Origin of the sequence: Pseudomonas syringae (genome assembly GCF_021606685.1) — a bacterium.
Classification (GTDB): domain Bacteria; phylum Pseudomonadota; class Gammaproteobacteria; order Pseudomonadales; family Pseudomonadaceae; genus Aquipseudomonas; species Aquipseudomonas syringae_R.
In genome coordinates, this window is sequence record NZ_WKCB01000051.1 from 1 (window position 1) to 17,430 (window position 17,430).

Sequence of the window (17,430 nt, forward strand, 5' to 3'; positions counted from 1 at the left end):
TGCAACGCCCCCCTCGTACCCGCCCCTCTTCAATAGCGAAACATCTGCGCCCGAACCTGTCGCGCGAGAAAAAAGAGGCATTGCAGATACCAGCCGTCGCTGGCCAGACGGCGAACTTACTGTTGCACTGGACCTGGCCGATCGCAAAAGCACAGCACTGGTACTGGATGCGATCACGGAATGGGCCCATCACATACCCGGGCTTCGACTTCAGATTGTCAGTGGCAAAAAGGGCGATATCCGAATATCCGACAGCGCAGAGCGTCAGGGTAATTGGTCCTCAGTCGGCACTGCGGCTAAAAAAGTGCCTCTGCATGTCCCTACCCTGCATGTGGACAGAAACGAAGACTCGAAAGAGTTTCGTCAAACCGTGTTGCACGAATTCGGTCATGCCCTGGGCCTGACACATGAACATCAGCATCCAGAAAACGACATAAATTGGAAGAAAGGCTTCATCTATAAGGGCTACGAGGGCCCGGGCGTCGATAGAGGGGTCATTTACAATAACTTTTTTGCGCTTCCTACCGGCAGCCAACTGCTGGTCAAAAACTACGACCCGAAATCCGTCATGCATTACATGATTGATCCGGACCTCACAAAAGATGCAAGAGGGGTCCCGGAAAACTACACGCTGTCAAAAGGTGACAAAGAAATCATCCGCACGCTGTACACACCGGGGCGCTTTCAAGGCACCGAACCCACTCCAGCGCAATAACCCAACCACCGCGGGCTATTTGGCAGCAGAGGAGCGCGCGGCGCCGACGCCCAGGTTCGCCTCACTCATATCCAACTCCGCCAACACTTCCCTCAACACGTCATCACCAATCTGGTGATGGCGGCTCAAGCTATACAACTCCAAGCGTTGCGCGCGCAGGGCCTTGAGCCGCAGCTTGCGCTCAAGCAGGTCCATCTGCTGCGCCAGCGCCTGGGCTTCGGCCGAGTCGTTGAACACGTCCAACTGGTGCCGATACTCCGACATCAAGCGCGCCTTTAGCTCAGCCGCCAGTGCGGCCTGGGCGGCGTCCGGGGTTTCGACCTCTGCCGGTTCCTCGGTTTCAAGGGCATGGATGGCGGCCACAGCGGTCTTTTTCCACGCCTCACGGACTTCGTTGTGACGCTTTTCATCCGGGCTCTTTTCGATACCACGCAACAGCAGGGGCAGCGCGATGCACGCGGCAACCAGTGACAGCAGAATCACCCCGGCGGCGATGAAGATCAGCAGGTCGCGTTCGGGAAAATCCTGGCCAGGCGCCAGCAACAAGGGCACCGACATCACACCCGCCAGCGTCACCGCCCCGCGCACCCCGCCGACGGTCAATAACCAGCAGGAGCGTGCGGTTGGCACCAGGGTCAGCTCGCTCTTGCCACGCAACCGCCGCAACAGGCCCGAGAGACGCCAGATGCTTTGCACCCAGATAAAGCGCAACACCACCAGCACCAGAAAAATCGCAATCACGTCCAGGCAGCGATACAACAAGGTAGGCCACAGCGTCGGCTCATGGCTGACCACGGCCTTGATGATGTCCGGTAGTTGCAGGCCCAGCAGCAGGAAGATCAGACCGTTGAAAGCAAACTCCAACAGCGACCAGACACTGCGATTGAGCAAGCGCGTGCTGGTCTGGCGTGGCAGCAAATCGAGCCAGCTTTGCATCATGCCCGCCGCAACCGCCGACAAAATCCCCGATGCGCCCAAGCGTTCAGCCAGCACATACGCGGCGAACGGCAGCAGCAACATGAACACCACGTGCGTCGCCGGGTCGTCCCAGCCCCGCGCGATCATCCAGGCGCGCAGGCGCCCCACCAACCAACTCAACGCCACACCAACCGCCAGCCCGCCCACGGCTACCAGCACAAAAGTCAGGCTGGCATCCGCCAGGGAAAACACTCCGGTCAACGCCGCCGCCAAGGCAAACTTGAAGGTCACCAGGCCCGAGGCATCGTTCATCAAGGCTTCGCCCTGGAGCATATGCATCAGCGGCGTTGGCAGACGATTCTGCGAAATGGCCGACACCGCCACCGCGTCCGTCGGTGATAAAACAGCCGCCAGGGCGAAGGCCACCGGCAGCGGGATCGTCGGCAATAACCAATGGATGAAGTAACCGGCGCCGACTACGGTGAACAGCACCAGCCCCACGGCCAGCGTCAGGATGGGCCCGCGCAGGCGCCACAACTCACGCTTGGGCATGCGCCAGCCATCGGAGAACAGCAGCGGCGGCAGAAACAGAAACAGGAACAGCTCCGGGTCCAACGCCACGTGCAGCCCCAGGGTCGGCCAGGCCAGCAAGGCACCGGCGGCGATCTGCACCAGGGGTAACGGCAGGGGGATGACACGCCCGACAAGACGCGAAACGCTGACCAGCATCAGCAGGATAAGAACGGTGTAGGCGGTTTGCATAACGCGGGGTTCCCGGACAATCGACTTGCAACGACACACATCAGGCAACAACTGCCCGTTGAAGTGCCATATTACCCGGCTATGTTACCCGGCTATGTTACTCGGCTATGTTACCCGCTGGCGTTTGCACAAAAGTCGCACGGTGCTGACGGGCGGCACCCAAACCCGCTGGTCGTGGCATAATCCGTGACCTTTCATTTCCTATTCATCCAAAAGGGGGCAATTCCTTGACCGCTTCAAGCAAAACGTTGCACCTTTTCGGCATCAAAGCCTGCGACACCATGAAAAAGGCGCGCACCTGGCTCGATGAGCACGGCGTGAGCTATGAGTTCCACGACTACAAAACGGCCGGTATCGACCGCGAACACTTGACCCAATGGTGCAATGAGCACGGTTGGCAGGTGGTTTTGAACCGTGCGGGCACCACCTTTCGCAAACTCGAAGACGAACGCAAAGCCGATCTCGATCAGTCGAAAGCCATTGAATTGATGCTCGCACAACCTTCGATGATCAAGCGCCCGGTGCTTGATCTCGGTGACAGAACCCTGATTGGCTTCAAGCCAGATAGTTATTCGGCGGCCCTCAAGTAGGCCAGCCATTCCATTTTTGTAGAGGTAACAGCATGTCCAATTCCCTGTTCAGCCTGGGCTTCGGCGTCGGCACTCAGAACCGCCAAGGTGCTTGGCTGGAAGTGTTTTACGCACAACCGCTGCTCAACCCGTCGGCTGAAATCGTCGCGGCCATCGCGCCGATCCTCGGCTACAGCGAAGGCAACCAGGCGATCACCTTCACCGTGACCCAGGCCCTGCAACTGGCCGACGCGCTCAAAGGCGTCGACGCTGCCCAAGCCGCGCTGCTCAGCCGCCTGGCTGAAAGCCACACCCCGCTGGTCGCCACCCTGCTGGCCGAAGACGCCGCACTGACCTCCACGCCTGAGGCCTACCTCAAGCTGCACCTGCTCTCCCATCGTCTGGTCAAGCCGCACGGCCTGAGCCTGGCCGGTGTATTCCCGCAACTGCCGAACGTAGCGTGGACCAGCCAGGGCGCGATCGACATCAATGAACTCGCCGAACGCCAACTGGAAGCACGCCTGCGTGGCGAGCTGCTGGAAGTGTTCTCGGTAGACAAGTTCCCGAAAATGACCGACTACGTGGTCCCGACGGGCGTGCGCATCGCTGACGCCGCGCGCATCCGCCTGGGTGCCTACGTGGGCGAAGGCACTACCGTGATGCACGAAGGTTTCGTCAACTTCAACGCTGGTACCGAAGGCCCGGGCATGATCGAAGGCCGCGTGTCGGCTGGCGTGTTCGTCGGCAAAGGTTCGGACCTGGGCGGCGGTTGCTCCACCATGGGCACCCTGTCGGGCGGCGGCAACATCGTGATCAAGGTCGGCGAAGGCTGCCTGATCGGCGCCAACGCCGGTATCGGTATCCCGTTGGGCGACCGCAACACCGTGGAGTCGGGCCTGTACGTCACTGCCGGGACCAAGGTTGCCCTGCTGGACGAGAAAAACCAATTGGTCAAAGTGGTCAAGGCACGTGAACTGGCCGGCCAGCCGGACCTGCTGTTCCGCCGTAACTCCGAAACCGGTGCCGTGGAGTGCAAAACCCACAAATCGGCCATCGAACTGAACGAAGCGCTGCACGCTCACAACTAAGCAGCCACTCGATGCCACTAGCGGGCCCCACATACGGGGCTCGCTTATACGAGTCTTGATTACCATGCTTGTGCCCTCCCCCTGGCGCGCCGATTTCCCGGCCATCGCCACCCTGCAACGGCAAGACCAGACCTACCTGGACAACGCCGCCACCACGCAAAAACCTCAAGCCCTGCTCGATGCGATCGGCCATTACTACGCCAATGGCGCCGCCAACGTGCACCGTGCGCAGCATTTGCCGGGCGCCCATGCGACCCAGGCCTTTGAGGACAGTCGCAGCAAGGTCGCGCAGTGGTTGAATGCAGGTGACAGCGGGCAAATCGTATTTACCCACGGCGCGACCTCTGCGCTGAACCTCTTGGCCTATGGCCTTGAGCACTTATTCAATGCGGGCGATGAAATTGTCATCAGCGCCCTGGAACACCACGCCAACCTGCTGCCCTGGCAGCAACTGGCCAAACGTCGCGCCGCCACGCTGGTGGTCGTGCCGCTGAACGCTGACGGCGTGATCGACCTGCACGCCGCCGCCGAGCTGATCGGCCCGCGCACACGCCTGCTGGCGGTGAGCCAGTTGTCCAACGTGCTCGGCACCTGGCAGCCGCTCGAGGCACTGCTGGCGCTGGCCCGGCCACACGGCGCGTTGACCGTGGTCGATGGCGCCCAGGGCATCGTCCACGGCCGCCACGACGTGCAGGCGCTGGGCTGTGATTTTTATGTTTTTTCCAGCCACAAACTCTATGGCCCGGACGGCGTTGGCGTGCTGTTCGGGCGCGACCAGGCGCTGCACCACCTGCGCCACTGGCAGTTTGGCGGCGAAATGGTGCAACAGGCGGATTACCACAGCGCCAGCTTTCGCCCCGCGCCACTGGGTTTCGAGGCGGGCACGCCGCCGATCGCCAGCGTGATTGGCCTGGGTGCCAGCCTGGACTACCTGAGTTCGCTGGATCAAAGCGCCGTGATCGCCCACGAAGCCGCGCTGCACGATTACCTGCTGCGCGGGCTGAACGCGCGCAACGGCGTGCGCGTATTGGGCTCGCCGCAGGTGGCGCTGGTCAGTTTTGTCGTCGAGGGCGTGCATAACGCCGACCTCGCCCACCTGCTGACCGAGCAAGGTATTGCCGTGCGTGCAGGCCATCATTGCGCGATGCCGCTGCTCAAATCGATGCATTTGTCGGGGGCAATCCGCGTGTCCCTTGCGCTGTACAACGATTCAGACGACCTGGAGCGCTTCTTTGAAGCGCTGGACCAGGCCCTGGATATGTTGCGATGAGCCTGCCACCGGATGCCGCCGCCGCGTTGCAAGCGTTCCAGGCCGTCGGCAGCTGGGAGCAGCGCGCGCGAATGTTGATGCAATGGGGCGAGCGCCTGCCGGCATTGGCGGATGACGAAAAAGTCGACGCCAACCTGGTGCACGGCTGCGAAAGCCTGGTGTGGTTGGTGGGACGTTTGCAGAACGGCCACTGGCAGTTTGCCGCGAGCAGCGATGCGCGGATGATTCGCGGGCTGGTGGCGTTGCTGCTGGCGCGGGTCAATGGGTTGTCGGCGACTGAGTTGCAGGCGGTTGACTTGCCCGACTGGTTTGCTCAACTGGGGCTTTCCCGCCAGCTGTCACCGTCGCGCAGCAACGGCCTGAATGCAGTCTTGCAACGCATGCAAGACCTATGTGGAAGGGGGCTTGCTCCCGATGGCGGTGGATCATCAACAGATTAGCTGACTGACACAGCGCAATTGGGGGCAAGCCCCCTCCCACATTTGGATCTATGTTCAGCAGTGAGATCTAGGCGGGTTTGATCCGCTCGGAAGGTCTGCGCACCCCAGCCACAATCTTGTCCACCGCCTTGGTCGCCGCCACCATGCCAAAGGAGGCCGTGACCATCATCACCGCGCCAAACCCACCGGCGCAGTCAAGCTTGACCCCATCCCCCACAAAACTCTTCTGCAAACAGATGCTGCCGTCCGGCTTGGGATAGCGCAGTTGCTCGGTGGAAAACACGCACGGCACGCTGTAATGACGGGTCACCGTGCGCGAGAAACCGTAATCGCGGCGCAAGGTGGAGCGCACTTTCGAGGCCAGCGGGTCGTTGAAGGTGCGGTTCAGGTCGCAGACCTGGATCAGCGTGGGGTCGATCTGCCCGCCGGCGCCACCGGTGGTGATGATCTGGATCTTGCGGCGCTTGCACCAGGCGATCAGCGCGGCCTTGGCGTTAACGGCGTCGATGCAGTCGATCACGCAGTCGATGTTGGGCGTGATGTAGTCGGCCATGGTGTCACGGGTCACGAAGTCTGCCACCGCGTGCACCGTGCAATCCGGGTTGATACCGCGCAGGCGCTCGGCCATCACCTCGACCTTGGGTTTGCCCACGGTAGTGTCCAGGGCGTGCAACTGGCGGTTGCTGTTGCTGACGCAGACATCGTCCAGGTCAAACAGTGAGATCTCCCCCACCCCGCACCGGGCGATGGCTTCCGCCGCCCACGAGCCTACGCCGCCGACGCCGACGATCGCCACATGGGCGGCTTTCAAGCGTTCCAGCCCCTCAATGCCATACAAGCGGGCGACGCCTGCAAACCGCGGATCTTCTGTGCTCATGACCATTACCCCAAAAACCGGCGCGCATTATAGGGCCACACGCGACAAGTTCGAAGCTTCCAGCTACAAGTAAAGAACTTAGATGGTCTTTCGCTGACTAACGTCCGGCTTTTCTCTGTCTGCTGTACGCTCGGGGAAAGGCCGGTGTAGGATGCGCGCCGTTCGGCGTAGGCCGACACCTCTTTTCGTTCCACACCCTTTGGAACCCGAAATAGCCATGTCATCGCGTAAATTTGGACTCAACCTGGTGGTGGTGCTGGCAATCGCCGCGCTGTTCACCGGCTTCTGGGCGCTGATCAATCGCCCGGTCACCACCCCTAACTGGCCTGAGCAGATCTCCGGTTTTTCCTACTCGCCGTTCCAGCAGGGTCAGTTCCCACAGAAAAACCAGTTCCCGACTGACGAACAGATGCGCCAGGACCTGGCGATCATGAGCAAGCTGACGGACAACATTCGTACCTACTCGGTCGACGGCACGTTGGGCGATATTCCCAAGCTGGCCGAAGAGTTTGGCCTGCGGGTGACCCTGGGGATCTGGATCAGCCCGGACCTGGAGCGCAACGAACGTGAAATCCAGCGCGCCATCGAGATCGCCAACAACTCGCGCAGTGTGGTGCGGGTGGTGGTGGGGAACGAAGCCGTGTTCCGTAAGGACATCACTCCTGAAGCACTGATCGTGCTGCTGGACCGGGTGCGCGCTGCCGTAAAAGTGCCGGTCACCACATCCGAGCAATGGGACATCTGGGAAAAGAACCCGCAACTGGCCAAGCACGTCGACCTGATCGCCGCGCACATCCTGCCGTTCTGGGAATATATTCCGATGGATAAGGCCGGCCAGTACGTACTCGACCGCGCCAAGGATCTGAAGAAACTGTTCCCGAAAAAGCCGCTGCTGCTGTCGGAAGTTGGCTGGCCGAGCAACGGACGCATGCGCGGGGGCAATGAAACATCGCCGGCGGATCAAGCGATTTACCTGCGCACGCTGGTAAACAAGCTGAACCGTCAGGGCTACAACTACTTCGTGATCGAGGCGTTCGACCAGCCGTGGAAGGTCAGCGACGAAGGCTCGGCCGGCGCTTACTGGGGTGTGTTCAACGGTGCGCGCCAGCAAAAATTCAACTTCGAAGGCCCGGTGGTCGCGATTCCGCAATGGCGCGTGCTGGCGATCGGCTCGGTGGTGCTTGCGCTGCTGTCCCTGACCTTGCTGATGATCGACGGCTCCGCGTTGCGTCAACGTGGCCGCACCTTCCTGACCTTTATCGCGTTCCTTTGCGGTTCGGTGCTGGTGTGGATCGGCTACGACTACAGCCAGCAATACAGCACCTGGTTCAGCCTGACGGTAGGTTTCCTGCTGGCACTCGGCGCGCTCGGTGTGTTTATCGTGTTGCTGACCGAAGCGCACGAATTGGCCGAAGCGGTCTGGACCCACAAGCGCAGGCGCGAATTCCTGCCGGTTGAAGGGGATTCGGACTACCGCCCGAAAGTGTCGATCCATGTGCCCTGCTACAACGAGCCGCCGGACATGGTCAAACAGACCCTCGACGCCCTGGCCGCCCTCGATTACCCGGACTACGAAGTCCTGATCATCGACAACAACACCAAGGACCCGGCCGTCTGGGAGCCGGTGCGCGACTACTGCGAAACCCTCGGCCCGCGCTTCAAGTTCTTCCACGTCGCGCCCCTGGCTGGTTTCAAGGGCGGCGCGCTGAACTACCTGATCCCGCACACGGCCAAGGACGCCGAGGTGATCGCGGTGATCGACTCGGACTACTGCGTATCGCCCAATTGGCTCAAGCACATGGTGCCGCACTTCGCCGACCCGAAAATCGCCGTGGTGCAATCGCCGCAGGATTACCGCGACCAGAACGAAAGCACCTTCAAGAAGCTTTGCTACGCGGAATACAAAGGCTTCTTCCATATCGGCATGGTCACCCGCAACGACCGTGACGCGATCATCCAGCACGGCACCATGACCATGACCCGTCGTTCGGTGCTCGAAGAACTCGGCTGGGCCGACTGGTGTATCTGTGAAGATGCCGAATTGGGCCTGCGCGTGTTCGAGAAAGGCCTGTCGGCGGCGTATTACCACGACAGCTACGGCAAAGGCCTGATGCCGGATACCTTTATCGACTTCAAGAAACAGCGTTTCCGCTGGGCTTATGGTGCGATACAGATCATCAAGCGTCATACCGCAAGCCTCTTGCGCGGCAAGGGCACCGAGCTGACCCGTGGCCAGCGCTACCACTTCCTCGCGGGCTGGTTGCCGTGGGTGGCCGATGGCATGAACATTTTCTTCACCGTCGGCGCGCTGTTGTGGTCGGCGGCGATGATCATCGTGCCGACCCGGGTCGACCCGCCGCTGCTGATTTTCGCGATCCCGCCGTTGGCGTTGTTCGTGTTCAAGGTGGGCAAGATCATCTTCTTGTACCGCCGTGCCGTGGGTGTGAACCTCAAGGACGCGTTCTGCGCGGCCCTGGCTGGGCTGGCGTTGTCCCACACCATCGCCAAGGCGGTGCTGTATGGCTTCTTCACCACCAGTATTCCGTTCTTTCGTACACCGAAAAACGCGGATAACCACGGCTTCTGGGTAGCGATTTCCGAAGCCCGCGAAGAAATGTTCATCATGCTGCTGTTGTGGGGCGCAGCGCTGGGGATCTACCTGGTGCAAGGCCTGCCGAGCAATGACATGCGCTTCTGGGTGGTGATGCTGTTGGTGCAATCGCTGCCGTACGTGGCGGCGCTGATCATGGCGTTCCTGTCGTCGCTGCCTAAACCAGCGCCGGCGCCGGAACCCGCGCCGGCCGCGTAAAAACTTGCGCAATGCACTAAACGGCGGCCTCTGGCCGCCGTTTTGCTATAAGATAACGGCCGTTTTGTTGGATCAGGCAAGCGCCAATTGCCTTAGGTGGGAGGGGGCTTGCTCCCGATGGCGGCAAGTCAGTGACATTCATGTTGGCTGACCCACTGCAATCGGGAGCAAGCCCTCTTCCACATTGGATCTGCGCCGTTTCAGCACATTCGTCCAGCGCCCATTACACGCTTCCCGGAGTTTTCCCATGACGGCCCATGCCGACCTCTCGCCGACCCTTCAACTTGCCATCGACCTGATCCGTCGCCCCTCGGTGACGCCGATCGATGCCGACTGCCAGAAGCTGATGATGCAGCGCCTGGGCGACGCCGGTTTTGCGCTGGAGCCGATGCGAATCGAAGATGTCGACAACTTCTGGGCCACCCATGGCAAACACGATGGCCCGGTGCTGTGCTTTGCCGGCCACACCGACGTGGTGCCGACCGGCCCGGTACAGGCCTGGCAGAACGACCCGTTCGACGCGCTGATCGACGAAAACGGCATGCTCTGCGGGCGTGGCGCCGCCGACATGAAAGGCAGCCTGGCCGCGATGCTGGTCGCCTCGGAGCGTTTTGTCGCCGACTACCCGGACCACAAGGGCTCGGTCGCCTTCCTGATCACCAGCGATGAAGAAGGCCCGGCGCACCATGGCACCAAGGCCGTGATCGAACGCCTGGCCGCCCGCAAGGAACGCCTGGACTGGTGCATCGTCGGCGAACCGTCAAGCACCACCCTGGTCGGCGACGTGGTCAAGAATGGCCGTCGCGGCTCCCTCGGCGCCACCCTGACCGTGCGCGGCGTGCAAGGCCACGTGGCCTACCCGCACCTGGCGAAGAACCCGATTCACCTCGCCGCCCCGGCCCTGGCCGAACTGGCCGCCGAGCACTGGGATGACGGCAACACCTTCTTCCCGCCGACCAGCTTCCAGATTTCCAACCTCAACTCGGGCACCGGCGCCACCAACGTGATCCCCGGCGACCTGACGGCGGTGTTCAACTTCCGTTTTTCCACCGAGTCCACCGTCGAAGGCCTGCAACAGCGCGTCGCGGCGATCCTCGACAAGCACGGCCTGGACTGGCACGTGGAGTGGGCGCTGTCGGGCCTGCCGTTCCTCACCGAACCGGGCGCGTTGCTCGATGCAGTGTCGGCGAGCATCAAGGCGATCACCGGGCGCGAGACCCAGGCATCCACCAGCGGTGGCACCTCCGATGGACGTTTCATCGCCACCCTCGGCACCCAAGTGGTCGAGCTGGGCCCGGTCAACGCAACGATCCACCAGGTCAACGAGCGCATCCTGGCGAGCGACCTCGATGTGCTGACCGAAATCTACTACCAGACCCTGATCAAGTTGCTCGCCTGATGCTCGCCTGCCCCCTTTGCAGCGCCCCGCTCCATGCGGTGGACAATGGCGTGGCGTGCCCGGCCGGGCACCGTTTCGACCGCGCGCGCCAGGGTTACCTGAACCTGTTGCCGGTGCAGCACAAAAACAGCCGCGACCCTGGCGATAACCTCGCCATGGTCGAGGCGCGCCGTGACTTCCTCAATGCCGGGCACTACGCCCCAGTGGCCAAGCGCCTGGCCGAACTGGCCGCCGAGCGCGCGCCCCAACGCTGGGTGGACATCGGCTGTGGCGAGGGCTACTACACCGCGCAAATCGCCGACGCCCTGCCCCACGCCGACGGCTACGCCCTGGATATCTCCAAGGAGGCCGTCAAGCGTGCGTGCAAGCGCAACCCGGCCGTCAGCTGGTTGATCGCCAGCATGGCCCGTGTACCGTTGGCGTCGGGCAGTTGCCAATTTCTCGCGAGCGTTTTCAGCCCATTGGATTGGGACGAAGCCAAACGCCTGCTCAGCCCTGGCGGCGGCTTGATGAAAGTCGGACCTACCAGTGGCCATCTGATGGAGTTGCGCGAGCGTTTGTACGACGAAGTGCGCGAGTACACCGACGACAAGCATCTGGCCCTGGTGCCGGACGGCATGAGCCTTGCGCACAGCGAAACCCTGGAATTCACCCTGAGCCTCGCCGAGCCCCAGGACCGCGCCAACCTGCTGGCGATGACGCCACACGGCTGGCGTGCCAGTGCCGAGCGCCGCGCGCAAGTGATCGAGGCCGCCGAGCCGCTGCAGGTCACTGTGTCGATGCGCTACGATTATTTCGTGCTTCAATAACCGACTTTTAAGTATCCGCGAATGGATTTTCGAATCCCGCAACGAGGAATATCCATGCGCCAACCTGATATCGAGATTTACCTCAAGGACGCCGACGTCGACTACAAGGCCATCGCCGCCTGGCTGGGCGCCGCTCTGGGCCCGTGCACCGACTGGGTCCAGAAGGGCCAGACCTACAAGTGCAAGGCCGGCAACGTGCCTGTGACCTGGCTGCCAAAAGCCGTCGGCAAGTGGAACAGCCTGTACCTGGAAAGCGACCAGACGCCGTGGGACGACGACATCGCCTGCGCCCGCGCTGCGTTTGCCGCGCTGAACGTTGAAGTGCGTTGCGCGCCGGGGACCTGGGTCGAGGAAGAAGGTGAGGAAAGCGCCGACACCTGGATTCGCATCAGCGCAGACGGTGAAGAGCAGATCACCTGGAAAACTGCATAACCCTTGGATTGTGAACCCAATCAAAATGTGGGAGCGGGCTTGCTCGCGAATGCGGTGGATCAGTCAACAGATGTATCAACTGACAGACCGTATTCGCGAGCAAGCCCGCTCCCACATGGGGTCAGCGGTGTTGCAAAAATCGAGTGTTACAACCCCACCACATCCTCCGCCTGCAACCCCTTCTCGCCGGTCACCACGGCGTATTCCACCTGCTGGCCCTCGGCCAACGAGCGGTGGCCGTCACCGCGAATGGCGCGGTAGTGCACAAACACATCCTTGCCGTCTTCGCGCTGAATGAATCCATAACCCTTTGCATCGTTGAACCACTTCACATTGCCGGTTTCGCGCGTTGCCATCTGTTTACTCCCACATGCTTTTTATAAGTACGTTTATTGTTGAGTCGTAGCGGTTGAACTGCCGAGTATAAGACAGGCTCAAAAACGATCAACTCAAGTTTACATCGCTGCTTTTTTGCCGATTTTCGGCGAATACGGCACACTACCCGCCCGAGCGCCTGCTCGGTTTTTTCCACTTGAAGCAGCTCGCCTATGACCCGCTCCCCGTTCCGCCGTCTAGTGTTTGGCACCTTGCGCCGACTGTTGTACCTCTGGGTCCGCTCGGAGACGATCAACCAGTCGTCCCTTACCCTTAACCTGGACCGCAGCCGGCCGGTGTTCTACGTCCTGCAATCGCCCTCGCTCAGTGAATTGGCGGTGGTCGATGCCGAGTGCACCAAGGCCGGCCTGCCGCGCCCGGTGCTGCCGGTATCGGTGGGCCCGCTGATGGAACCCGCGGCGTTCTTCTACCTCACCCCCGAGCCGGACTGGCTTGGCCGCCAGGACAAGCGCGGCGCGCCGCCGACCCTGACCCGGCTGGTCAACACCCTGAGCGAACACGCCGAAGAGAATGCACAAATCATTCCGGTCAGCGTGTTCTGGGGGCAAACCCCGGCAAGCGAGTCCAGCCCCTGGAAGCTGCTGTTTGCCGACAGCTGGGCCGTTACCGGGCGCCTGCGCCGCTTGTTGAGCATCCTGATCCTGGGGCGCAAGACCCGTGTGCAATTCTCTGCGCCAATCAACCTGCGTGAATTGATCGAGCACAATAAAGGTCACGAACGGACTGTGCGCATGGCTCAACGCATCCTGCGTGTGCACTTTCGTAACCTCAAGACCGCGGTCATCGGCCCCGACCTGTCGCACCGGCGCAATCTGGTGAAGGGCCTGGTGAATATGCCGCTGGTGCGCCAGGCCATCCTGGATGAAGCCGAGCGCGAAAAAATCGCCCCGGAAAAAGCCAAGGCCCAGGCGCTGCGCTACGGCAATGAGATCGCCTCGGACTACACCTACACCGCGATTCGCTTTTTGGAAGTGGTGTTGAGCTGGTTCTGGAACAAGATCTACGACGGCATCAAGGTCAATAACATCGAAGGTGTGCAAAAGGTTGCCCAGTGTTACGAGGTGATCTACGTGCCGTGCCACCGCAGCCATATCGACTACCTGCTGCTGTCCTACCTGCTGTTCAAGAATGGCCTGACCCCGCCGCACATCGCCGCCGGGATCAACCTGAACATGCCGGTGATCGGCAGCCTGCTGCGCCGTGGCGGTGCGTTTTTCATGCGCCGCACTTTCAAGGGCAACCCGCTGTACACCTCGGTGTTCAACGAATACCTGCACACCCTGTTCACCAAGGGTTTCCCGGTGGAGTACTTCGTCGAAGGCGGGCGCTCGCGTACCGGGCGCATGCTGCAGCCGAAGACCGGGATGCTCGCGATTACCCTGCGCAGCTTCCTGCGCTCCTCGCGCATGCCAATCGTGTTCGTGCCGGTGTATATCGGCTATGAGCGTGTGCTCGAAGGCCGCACCTACCTCGGCGAGTTGCGCGGGGCGAGCAAGAAGAAAGAGTCGATCTTCGATATTTTCAAAGTGGTCGGCGCGCTCAAGCAGCGCTTTGGCCAGGTTGCAGTCAACTTCGGCGAACCGATCAAACTGGCCGAATTCCTCGACAGCGAACAACCCGACTGGCGCACCCAGGAGCTGGGGCCGAACTACAAGCCGGACTGGCTCCACGACACCACCCACCGCCTCGGCGAGCAGGTGGCGCGCCATTTGAACGAAGCGGCGGCGGTGAACCCGGTGAACCTGGTGGCCCTGGCATTGCTGTCGACCACGCGCCTGGCCCTGGACGAACAGGCCATGGCCCGTCAGTTGGACCTGTACCTGGCGCTGCTGCGCCGCGTGCCTTACTCGCCGCACACCACCCTGCCCGAGGGTGATGGCCTGGCGCTGATCAAGCACGTCAAGGACATGGACCTGCTCTCGGAGCAGAGTGATGCCCTGGGCAAGATTGTGTACCTGGACGAGCAGAACGCCGTCCTGATGACCTACTACCGCAACAACGTGCTGCATATCTTCGCGCTGCCGGCGCTGCTGGCGAGCTTCTTCCAGAGCAGCTCGCGGATGAGCCGCGAGCAGATCCTGCGCTACACCCATGCCCTGTACCCGTACCTGCAATCGGAGCTGTTTATCCGCTGGTCGCTGGAGGAACTGGACGCCGTGATCGACCAGTGGCTGGAGGCCTTTGTCGAACAGGGCCTGCTGCGCTTCGAGAACAACGTGTACCTGCGCCCGGCGCCGAGTTCGCGGCACTTTGTGCTGCTGACGCTGCTGTCCAAGAGCATCGCCCAGACCCTGCAACGCTTCTACATGGCGATCTCGCTGCTGCTCAACAGCGGCCAGAACAGCATCAGCGCCGAAGAGCTGGAAGACCTGTGCACGATCATGGCCCAGCGCCTGTCGATCCTGCATGGCCTCAACGCGCCAGAATTCTTCGATAAGAGCCTTTTCCGACATTTTATCCAAACGTTGCTGGAGCAAGATGTGCTGCGCCGCGATGAGGCCGGCAAGCTGAGCTACCACGACCTGCTCGGCGAGCTGGCCGAAGGCGCGGCCAAGCGCGTGTTGCCGGCAGATATTCGCCTGTCGATCCGCCAGGTGGCCCTGCACCGTGTCGATGGCGCGGCTGAAGCGCCTGTCGAACCTCAGGAAAGCCGCTAGATTTAAGCAGGCGCCGGTTGGATGCCGGCGCCGTTGAAAAGGAGCTGTACCATGAAAAAGATCATCCTCGTGGGCCTCACTGCCCTGCTCGGAGCCTGCCAATCCATGAACCCCGCCCCCACGGCCAGCCTCGACGGCGAAGTGTTCTACCTGCAACGCATCGCCCTGCCGCCGGCTGCCACCCTGAGCGTCAGCCTGCAGGACGTATCGCTGATGGATGTCCCGGCTGTCACGCTCGCGGAGCAGAAAGGCCCGGTCAAAGGCCAGGTGCCGCTGCCGTTTCACCTGAGCTACGACCCGGCGCACGTGAAACCCGGCCACACTTACTCGGTGAGTGCTCGCATCGAGCTGGATGGCAAGCTACTGTTTATCACCACCGAACGACACACCGTGCAGCTCAATGGCCAGGACCCACAGCCACTGCGCCTGCGGGTTGATGCGGTCGCACACTGAGCGACGAACACTGAGCGACGAACACTGAACCTACGAACACTGACTTTACGAACATAAGGAAGCGCCCATGCTCCGTAACTCTCTTCGCCTCACTGCCCTGTGTGCCGGCCTGCTGCTCGGTGCCAACGCTATGGCATTGGACCTTGGCAGCCTGTCCCAGGGCGACGCCAGCGGCGGCCTCAAGGACGCACTGACCCAAGGCGCCCAGATCGCCGTGAAACAACTGGGCGTACCCGGTGGTTTCAGCAATAACCCAGAAGTAAAAATCGGCCTTCCCGGCAAACTGGGCAAAGTCGCCGACAAGCTGAAGATGTTTGGTATGGGCGATCAAGTCACGCAGCTGGAAACCAGCATGAACAAGGCGGCCGAAACGGCTGTGACCCAGGCTCAACCGATCCTGGTCAACGCGGTGAAGAACATGAGTGTGACGGACGCCAAGGGAATCCTCAGCGGCGGCCAGGATTCGGCGACTCAATACCTGAACAAAAGCAGTCGCGAAGAGATCCGCGCCAAGTTTCTGCCGATCGTCAAGGCAGCTACCGACAAGGTCGGTGTCGCCCAGCAATACAACGCCCTCGCCGGCAAGGCTGCGGCCTTCGGCGCAGTAGACGCCAAGAGCGCCAATGTCGAAAACTACGTGACCGAACAGGCGCTGGACGGGTTGTTCAAGATGATTGCGCAGCAGGAAGAAACCATTCGCAAGAACCCGGCGGCGGCAGCCACCAGCCTGGCCAAAAAGGTCTTTGGCGCGCTGTAACCCCTTCTCTCACTGTGCCCAGGGCAACCCTGGGCACAGCTGCTTCAGACTAAGCCTCTTAACGACTCAGCGAACACAGCGGGTACGACGGAATGCACTGTTGTGAATAGTCATTGACCGAGTGCGGGTGCGGATGCGGATGGCTGTTACATGGGTGAGTGGTCTGGGTCTGGCAAACAGTTGGCTTGGCTGGATGCAGATGATGATTGTGAGTAACCGTTTTCACGTACACCGGCCTGCAAGGTTTGGTGAAACCACACTCGTTACGCTGTGAATTGTTGCCCAGCAGGGCTCCGATAAACGCACCTTTGACATTGGCAATAGTAGAAAAAAAGGTCATATAACACTCCATAAACTCATTGAAATAGGCTCGACCGCTCACTGCGCAAGTCAAAACCTGTGCCTGTCCATCAGGCTTTTCTGAGTGGAGTAAAAAAATACTAACGTTCCATCTGGTTCGCTGCCGACTTGCATCGGCATGTAAATCAATGAATCACCGAGTCCGCCAGGCGACCCATCATGAGCGTGGCAAAACAGCAGATCGCCACGGACGTTACCCGGTTGATCTTCAACGGCGTGAGCCACGCTTTCTGAACCCCTTCGAAGCGGCTGCCCAGCACGATCCAGGCAGACCCCACCGGTATCACCACCACCGCGAGCGTGGCCATGAACGCGGCATACCCCTGCAGCGAGGCGAACGCGCTGATCGGCGCGATAAACGAAACGATCAGCAAGCCTTTGGGGTTCATCACCGTGAGCCAGAAGAAATACAAGCCGGAAAAACGGTCGCCCGCGGGGGTGATATCCGTGCTTTTGCGCTGCCACAGCTTGAACGAGACATACAGCAGGTAGCAGGCCGCCGCCAATTGCGTGGCTTTCAACGCGCCCGGCGAATAGGTCGCCAGATGCAGCAACGCCACTCCCCACAGCGATACCTGCAGCAGGTACGCCAAGCACTCGACAAAGGCGAGCTTCCACGAAGCCCGATACCCGAACAACACTCCGGCACGCAATAGCAGGGTGTTGGTCGGGCCGGGGGCCAGCAACAACAAGATCAGGGCTGAAACAGTGGCCAGCAT

17 protein-coding genes are annotated in these 17,430 nt (G+C 61.1%); 12 read left to right on the forward strand and 5 right to left on the reverse strand.

Annotation, left to right across the window (positions count from 1 at the left end):
* The coding region (locus tag GIW02_RS18605; protein ID WP_236421975.1) for a M12 family metallopeptidase at window positions 1-715 on the forward strand (715 nt) is incomplete at its 5' end.
* 15 nt (window positions 716-730) lie between these two features.
* On the opposite strand, the gene GIW02_RS18610 is transcribed toward GIW02_RS18605, so the two are convergent.
* Window positions 731-2,395 (reverse strand): Na+/H+ antiporter, encoded by a 1,665-nt coding sequence (locus GIW02_RS18610; RefSeq protein ID WP_236421976.1) that lies wholly within the window; start codon window positions 2,393-2,395, stop codon window positions 731-733.
* A gap of 281 nt (window positions 2,396-2,676) precedes the next feature.
* On the opposite strand from GIW02_RS18610, the gene GIW02_RS18615 reads away from it, so the two are divergent.
* From GIW02_RS18615 to GIW02_RS18630, 4 genes are all read left to right on the forward strand, one after another.
* The gene (locus GIW02_RS18615) at window positions 2,677-2,985 is read left to right on the forward strand and encodes an arsenate reductase (RefSeq protein WP_229999207.1); all 309 of its coding nucleotides are present in this window, start codon (window positions 2,677-2,679) and stop codon (window positions 2,983-2,985) included.
* A 32-nt stretch (window positions 2,986-3,017) separates the two neighbouring features.
* Window positions 3,018-4,052, forward strand: a complete 1,035-nt coding sequence (dapD, locus tag GIW02_RS18620; protein ID WP_236411870.1) for a 2,3,4,5-tetrahydropyridine-2,6-dicarboxylate N-succinyltransferase — start codon at window positions 3,018-3,020, stop codon at window positions 4,050-4,052.
* A gap of 64 nt (window positions 4,053-4,116) precedes the next feature.
* A complete protein-coding gene (locus GIW02_RS18625) occupies window positions 4,117-5,322 on the forward strand; it encodes a cysteine desulfurase (protein WP_236411869.1) in 1,206 nt (401 codons plus the stop codon).
* Window positions 5,319-5,762: a SufE family protein gene (locus GIW02_RS18630; RefSeq protein WP_236411868.1), complete on the forward strand. Its 444-nt coding sequence runs from the start codon at window positions 5,319-5,321 to the stop codon at window positions 5,760-5,762. Before GIW02_RS18625 ends, GIW02_RS18630 begins: the two co-directional genes overlap by 4 nt.
* 67 nt (window positions 5,763-5,829) lie before the next feature.
* Here GIW02_RS18630 and tcdA read toward each other — a convergent pair whose 3' ends face one another.
* Entirely contained in the window at window positions 5,830-6,639 is an 810-nt protein-coding gene (tcdA, locus tag GIW02_RS18635; protein ID WP_456361671.1) for a tRNA cyclic N6-threonylcarbamoyladenosine(37) synthase TcdA, read from the reverse strand.
* A gap of 217 nt (window positions 6,640-6,856) precedes the next feature.
* Here tcdA and GIW02_RS18640 point away from each other — a divergent pair, with 217 nt between their 5' ends.
* From GIW02_RS18640 to GIW02_RS18655, 4 genes are all read left to right on the forward strand, one after another.
* On the forward strand, window positions 6,857-9,448 hold the full coding sequence (locus GIW02_RS18640; RefSeq protein ID WP_236411866.1) for a glycosyltransferase: 2,592 nt from the start codon (window positions 6,857-6,859) through the stop codon (window positions 9,446-9,448).
* 247 nt (window positions 9,449-9,695) lie between these two features.
* Window positions 9,696-10,847 carry a succinyl-diaminopimelate desuccinylase gene (gene dapE, locus GIW02_RS18645; protein ID WP_177111036.1) on the forward strand — a complete coding sequence of 384 codons (1,152 nt, stop codon included), beginning with the start codon at window positions 9,696-9,698 and terminating at the stop codon, window positions 10,845-10,847.
* The gene (locus GIW02_RS18650) at window positions 10,847-11,656 is read left to right on the forward strand and encodes a putative RNA methyltransferase (RefSeq protein WP_236411865.1); all 810 of its coding nucleotides are present in this window, start codon (window positions 10,847-10,849) and stop codon (window positions 11,654-11,656) included. The genes dapE and GIW02_RS18650 overlap by 1 nt, the downstream gene beginning before the upstream one ends.
* A 54-nt stretch (window positions 11,657-11,710) precedes the next feature.
* Window positions 11,711-12,088 (forward strand): hypothetical protein, encoded by a 378-nt coding sequence (locus tag GIW02_RS18655; protein ID WP_078731861.1) that lies wholly within the window; start codon window positions 11,711-11,713, stop codon window positions 12,086-12,088.
* 146 nt (window positions 12,089-12,234) lie between these two features.
* Here GIW02_RS18655 and GIW02_RS18660 read toward each other — a convergent pair whose 3' ends face one another.
* Window positions 12,235-12,444 (reverse strand): cold-shock protein, encoded by a 210-nt coding sequence (locus GIW02_RS18660; RefSeq protein WP_032891681.1) that lies wholly within the window; start codon window positions 12,442-12,444, stop codon window positions 12,235-12,237.
* Window positions 12,445-12,636: 192 nt separating this feature from the next.
* On the opposite strand from GIW02_RS18660, the gene plsB reads away from it, so the two are divergent.
* From plsB to GIW02_RS18675, 3 genes are all read left to right on the forward strand, one after another.
* Window positions 12,637-15,141, forward strand: a complete 2,505-nt coding sequence (gene plsB / locus GIW02_RS18665) for a glycerol-3-phosphate 1-O-acyltransferase PlsB (RefSeq protein WP_236411864.1) — start codon at window positions 12,637-12,639, stop codon at window positions 15,139-15,141.
* Between the two features lie 51 nt (window positions 15,142-15,192).
* A complete protein-coding gene (locus tag GIW02_RS18670; protein ID WP_236411863.1) occupies window positions 15,193-15,594 on the forward strand; it encodes a YbaY family lipoprotein in 402 nt (133 codons plus the stop codon).
* Window positions 15,595-15,661: 67 nt separating this feature from the next.
* The gene (locus tag GIW02_RS18675) at window positions 15,662-16,351 is read left to right on the forward strand and encodes a DUF4197 domain-containing protein (RefSeq protein ID WP_236411860.1); all 690 of its coding nucleotides are present in this window, start codon (window positions 15,662-15,664) and stop codon (window positions 16,349-16,351) included.
* 58 nt (window positions 16,352-16,409) lie between these two features.
* On the opposite strand, the gene GIW02_RS18680 is transcribed toward GIW02_RS18675, so the two are convergent.
* Both GIW02_RS18680 and GIW02_RS18685 read right to left on the reverse strand, forming a co-directional pair.
* On the reverse strand, window positions 16,410-16,691 hold the full coding sequence (locus tag GIW02_RS18680) for a hypothetical protein (RefSeq protein WP_236411858.1): 282 nt from the start codon (window positions 16,689-16,691) through the stop codon (window positions 16,410-16,412).
* A 145-nt stretch (window positions 16,692-16,836) separates the two neighbouring features.
* The gene (locus GIW02_RS18685; protein WP_236411856.1) at window positions 16,837-17,430 is read right to left on the reverse strand and encodes a threonine transporter RhtB; all 594 of its coding nucleotides are present in this window, start codon (window positions 17,428-17,430) and stop codon (window positions 16,837-16,839) included.

Bases quoted from the DNA above. Each gene is read 5' to 3' on its own strand.
- GIW02_RS18610 (WP_236421976.1), bottom strand. From the start codon at position 2,395: ATGCAAACCGCCTACACCGTTCTTATCCTGCTGATGCTGGTCAGCGTT.
- GIW02_RS18615 (WP_229999207.1), top strand. From the start codon at position 2,677: ATGAAAAAGGCGCGCACCTGGCTCGATGAGCACGGCGTGAGCTATGAG.
- dapD (WP_236411870.1), top strand. From the start codon at position 3,018: ATGTCCAATTCCCTGTTCAGCCTGGGCTTCGGCGTCGGCACTCAGAAC.
- GIW02_RS18625 (WP_236411869.1), top strand. From the start codon at position 4,117: ATGCTTGTGCCCTCCCCCTGGCGCGCCGATTTCCCGGCCATCGCCACC.
- GIW02_RS18630 (WP_236411868.1), top strand. From the start codon at position 5,319: ATGAGCCTGCCACCGGATGCCGCCGCCGCGTTGCAAGCGTTCCAGGCC.
- tcdA (WP_456361671.1), bottom strand. From the start codon at position 6,639: ATGAGCACAGAAGATCCGCGGTTTGCAGGCGTCGCCCGCTTGTATGGC.
- GIW02_RS18640 (WP_236411866.1), top strand. From the start codon at position 6,857: ATGTCATCGCGTAAATTTGGACTCAACCTGGTGGTGGTGCTGGCAATC.
- dapE (WP_177111036.1), top strand. From the start codon at position 9,696: ATGACGGCCCATGCCGACCTCTCGCCGACCCTTCAACTTGCCATCGAC.
- GIW02_RS18650 (WP_236411865.1), top strand. From the start codon at position 10,847: ATGCTCGCCTGCCCCCTTTGCAGCGCCCCGCTCCATGCGGTGGACAAT.
- GIW02_RS18655 (WP_078731861.1), top strand. From the start codon at position 11,711: ATGCGCCAACCTGATATCGAGATTTACCTCAAGGACGCCGACGTCGAC.
- GIW02_RS18660 (WP_032891681.1), bottom strand. From the start codon at position 12,444: ATGGCAACGCGCGAAACCGGCAATGTGAAGTGGTTCAACGATGCAAAG.
- plsB (WP_236411864.1), top strand. From the start codon at position 12,637: ATGACCCGCTCCCCGTTCCGCCGTCTAGTGTTTGGCACCTTGCGCCGA.
- GIW02_RS18670 (WP_236411863.1), top strand. From the start codon at position 15,193: ATGAAAAAGATCATCCTCGTGGGCCTCACTGCCCTGCTCGGAGCCTGC.
- GIW02_RS18675 (WP_236411860.1), top strand. From the start codon at position 15,662: ATGCTCCGTAACTCTCTTCGCCTCACTGCCCTGTGTGCCGGCCTGCTG.
- GIW02_RS18680 (WP_236411858.1), bottom strand. From the start codon at position 16,691: ATGACCTTTTTTTCTACTATTGCCAATGTCAAAGGTGCGTTTATCGGA.
- GIW02_RS18685 (WP_236411856.1), bottom strand. From the start codon at position 17,430: ATGCTGGCCACTGTTTCAGCCCTGATCTTGTTGTTGCTGGCCCCCGGC.